2 protein-coding genes are annotated in these 4,548 nt (G+C 76.9%); one reads left to right on the forward strand and one right to left on the reverse strand.

The window, feature by feature from the left end; all coding sequences use genetic code 11:
• Positions 1–23: 23 nt before the first annotated feature.
• Positions 24–2,225 carry an MMPL family transporter gene (locus GTQ99_RS20110; RefSeq protein WP_166617484.1) on the forward strand — a complete coding sequence of 734 codons (2,202 nt, stop codon included), beginning with the start codon at positions 24–26 and terminating at the stop codon, positions 2,223–2,225.
• Between the two features lie 251 nt (positions 2,226–2,476).
• On the opposite strand, the gene GTQ99_RS20115 is transcribed toward GTQ99_RS20110, so the two are convergent.
• Positions 2,477–4,548 (reverse strand): bifunctional metallophosphatase/5'-nucleotidase (locus GTQ99_RS20115; RefSeq protein ID WP_205707893.1); only part of this gene is annotated, 2,072 nt, incomplete at its 5' end.

Consider the following 4,548-nt stretch of genomic DNA (forward strand, 5'->3'; position numbering starts at 1 on the left):
CCCCCCGCACGGAGGACTGAGCCTTGGCCACCCTGCTGCACCGCCTCGGGCGGGCCGCCCACCGCTTCCGGGTCCTCGTCGTCGCGCTGTGGGTGCTGCTGCTGGCGCTCGCCGGCGTCGGCGCGGCCACCCTGTCCGGCTCGACGATCAACAGCTTCGAGATCCCCGGCCAGGAGTCCACGACGGCGCTGCGCCTGCTGGACTCCGAGTTCGGCGACGCCGCCGGCGGCGCCTCCGCGCAGGTGGTCTTCGAGGTGCCGCAGGGGCAGCAGGTCACCGCCCCGCAGAACGCCGCCCGGATCGCCGCGGCCGTGCAGGTGCTGGGCGCCCTGCCCGGCGCGGGCGGCGCCAGCAACCCCCTGGACCCGGCGGCCCCCGCCGTCTCCCCCGACCTGCGCGCCGCCTACAGCACCGTCAGCTACCCCGTGCAGGCCGCGGAGATCACCGAGGAGGACCGCGAGGCCCTGCTCGACGCGGTCGGCGCCGCGCGCGGGGACGGGCTGGCCGTCGAGGTCACCGGCGAGGCCACCCAGGGCGTCTCCGAGATCGGCGGGCCGGCGGAGGTCGTCGGCGTCGTCGTCGCGCTCGTCGTCCTGGCCATCACCTACGGCTCGCTGGTGGCCGCCGGGATGAACCTGCTCACCGCCGTCGTCGGCGTGGGCATCGGCGCGCTCGGCATCACCACGCTCACCGGCTTCGTCGACCTGCAGTCCACGACGCCGATCCTGGCGGTCATGCTGGGCCTGGCCGTCGGCATCGACTACGCCCTCTTCATCGTCACCCGCTTCCGCCACGAGCTGCTGGCCGGGCGCGCCACCCCCGAGGCCGTGGCGGTGGCCGTCGGCACCGCGGGCTCGGCGGTGCTCACCGCGGGCACCACGGTCGTCATCGCCCTGGCGGGCCTGGCCGTGGCCGGCATCCCCTTCCTCACCGAGATGGGCCTGGCGGCCGCCGCCACCATCGTCGTCGCCGTGCTCGTCGCCCTCACGCTCGTGCCGGCCGCGCTAGGCCTCATCGGGCTGCGCGCGCTGCCGCGCTCGGCGCGGCGGGCCCTGACCCACGCCTCCGGCAGGCACGTCGCCGTCTCCGACCCGGCCGACGCGCAGGCGCCCACGGGCCTGTTCGCCCGCTGGGGGCGCGCGGTGAGCACCCACCGCTGGGCGACCCTGCTGGCCGCCGTCGTCGCCCTGGGCGCGATCACGATCCCGGTCGCCTCGATGCGCACGACGCTGAGCACCGCCTGGCCCGACGGCAGCACCCAGGCGCGGGCCGAGCGGGTCCTGTCCGAGCGCTTCGGCCCGGGCGTCACCGGGCCGCTGCTGGTGCTCGTCACCGGCGAGGGCGCCCCCGCGCGCGGGCAGGCGCTGAGCGCCGAGCTGGGCGGCCTGGAGGGCGTGGCGCTGGCGACCCCCGCCACGCCGAACGCCGACGGCACCGCCGCCCTCGTCACGGTCGTGCCCACGACCGACCCCGAGGACGAGGCGACCACCGACCTCGTGCACCGCATGCGCGAGCGCATCGCCGCCGACGACTCCCCCGCGCGCGCCTACGTCACGGGCACGACGGCCGTGAGCGTCGACGTCTCCGCCACCCTCGCGCAGGCGCTGCCGCTCTACCTCGTGCTCGTGGTCGGCCTGGCGTTCCTGCTGCTCGTGCTCGTCTTCCGCTCGATCCTGGTCCCCGTCGTCGGCGTCCTGGGGTTCCTGCTGACGATCGGCTCCGCGCTCGGGGCGACCACCGCGGTCTTCCAGTGGGGCTGGCTGAAGGACGTCGTGCAGGCCGAGAGCACCGGCCCGCTGCTGAGCCTGGCGCCCATCATCGTCGTCGGCATCCTCTTCGGCCTGGCGATGGACTACCAGGTCTTCCTCGTCTCGCGCATGCACGAGGCGCACGCGCACGGCGCCGACCCCGTCCAGGCCGTGCGCACCGGGTTCCGCCAGGCCGCACCCGTCGTCGTGGCCGCCGCCGCGATCATGTTCTCCGTCTTCGCGGGCTTCGTCCCCGAGGGCGACGCGACGATCAAGCCCATCGCCTTCGCGCTGGCCATCGGCATCCTCGCCGACGCCATCGTGGTCCGGATGGTGCTCGTGCCGGCCGCGCTGTCCCTGCTGGGCGCGGCGGCGTGGTGGCTGCCGCGGTGGCTGCGCTGGCTGCCCGCCCTCGACGTGGAGGGGACGGCGCTGGAGCGTTCGGCCCCCGCGGGGCACCCGGCGCACCGGCACTGACGGGGCGGCCGCTCCCCCCGACCGGCCCGCGGGCTGCAGGAATGCCCCGCGGGTGCCGATGGTTGGACAGGCTGGTCGTTCCGGTACGTGTCCCCGGGCCTCACCCCCAGCCGCTGCGAGCGGCCACCCGCCGAGAGGCGACGCTCGGGACGACCACCTCGTGGCGAAGGCCCGCCCGGTCAGCAGACCGGGCGGGCCTTCGTGCGTCCAGCGCGCGGGTGGACCCCGGGTGGACCCCGCCGGGGCGGCCCTCAGGCGCGCCGGCGCCGGGCCGCGAGGACGAGCAGGCCACCCGTGAGCACGAGGGCCGATCCCGCCGCGACGACGGGCGCCACCTCGGCGCCGGTGTTCGCCAGCCGGCCGGGGGCCGAGGTGCGCGTCGGGCGCACCACCGGGCGCACGGACGGCCGCACGCTCGGGCGGGTGGTCGGGCGCACCGCGACCGGGGCGGTCGTCGCCGGGGCGCTGGGCGCCGGGGCGACGGGTGCCGGGGCCGACGTCGTCGGCGCGGGGGCCGGCGCGGGGGCCGCGACGGCCGAGCGCGGCTGCTGGTCCGGCGAGATCGGCTGGTTCTCCGGCAGCCCCAGGTAGGCGGTGAACGCCTCCAGGTCGGTGCGCCCGAGCTCGGTGCGCTCGGTGCCCTGCGCGAGGGTCGTGAAGTTGTCGCCGCCGGAGGCCAGGAAGCTGTTCACCGTGACCCGGTAGGTGGCGGCGGGGTCGAGCTCCACGCCGTCCAGCGTGGCCGAGACGACGTGCCGGCCGGCGGGGGCGGCGGGGTCGTAGGTGAAGGCGAAGCCCTTCGAGACGCCGAGCGCGAGGAAGGGCCGCGAGGAGCCCGCGGGCTGCCACTGCTCCTCCAGCACCTGGCGGACCTGCGCGCCGGTGAGGCTGAGGGTGACCACGGAGTTCGCGAACGGCTGGACGGCGGCGGCCTCGGCGTAGGTGACGACCCCGGCGCCCTCGGCGCCGGAGGGCGCGAAGCGCAGGTCGTCGCGGACGCCGCCGGGGTTCTCGAAGGCGATCTGCGCCCGCGCGCCGAGCGTCTGCTGCAGCTGGGCGTCGGCGATGAGGTTGGCCAGCGGCGACTGCGTGCCCCGGTCGTCCTCGGCGCCCGTGAAGGCGCGGGTGATGTCGGCGGTGATGCGCCCGACGGGGCGCGCGCCGACCTCCTCGGCGAAGGCGACCGCGTCGTCGACGATCCCCTGGACCTGCGGGTCCGGGGTGAAGCCCACGACCGGCAGCACCTGGTGGGCCTGCGCGACGACGTCGCCGGTGGCGGTGTCGACGTTGAGGACGAGGCGGTCCAGGGCCGTGGAGTACGACTCGGCCGACAGCACCGGGCGGGCGACCTGGCGGCCGGGCACCGGGAACTCGCAGTCGTAGAGCTGGTGGGTGTGCCCGGAGAGGATCGCGTCGATCTGCGGGGAGGCCCCCCGCACGATCCCCCCGAAGGCGCCCTCGGTGGCGACGGTGGCGCAGTCGGTGCCGGCCGAGCCCTCGTGCGCCAGCAGCACGAGGACCTGCGCCTCGCCGTTGGCGGCGTCGCCGTCGGACAGCTGCGTGGCCACCCGGTTCGCGGCGGCCACCGGGTCGGTGAACTGCAGGCCGCGGATGCCGTCCGGGGACACCAGGCTCGGCGTGGCCTGGGTGATGACGCCGATGAAGCCGACGCGGATCCCGCCGACGTCGGTGACGGCGTACTCCGGCAGCGCGGGGCGGCCGTCGGCGAGCGCGACGTTGGCGCCGAGGTACGGGAAGCCCGCCAGCGGGGCGGCCCCGTCCGCGCCCGGCTCGCCGCGCACGCCGATGCGGTCGGTGAGGTCGGCGAAGCCCTTGTCGAGCTCGTGGTTGCCCACCGCGGAGACGGCGACGTCCATGGCGTTCAGCGCCTCGATCGTCGGCGCGTCCTGCTGGCTGAACGAGGTGAACGTGGAGGCGCCGACGTTGTCGCCGACGGAGGCGACGACGGTGTTCGGCTGCTGCGCGCGCAGCGCGTCGAGCGCGCCGGCCAGCTGCGCCGCACCGCCGACGGGGGCGCCGTCGTCGGTCTCGTCGGGGGCCTCCAGGCGGCCGTGGAAGTCGTTGAAGGCGCCGATCTGGATCTGGGTCTGACCGGCCGCGGGGGCCGGCAGCAGCGCGGGGACGGCGGCGGCGGCCGGCGTGGCGGTGGCCGTCGGCGTGGCCGTCGCGGTGGCCGTCGCGGTGGCCGTCGCGGTGGCCGTCGCGGTGGCCGTCGCGGTGGCGCTGGCCGTGGCGGTGGCCGTGGGCGTCACGGCGGCGGGCGTGGCCGTGGCGGTGGGGGCCACCTCGCTCGGCGTGGCGG

Origin of the sequence: Kineococcus vitellinus, from assembly GCF_009906315.1 — a bacterium.
GTDB lineage: Bacteria > Actinomycetota > Actinomycetes > Actinomycetales > Kineococcaceae > Kineococcus > Kineococcus vitellinus.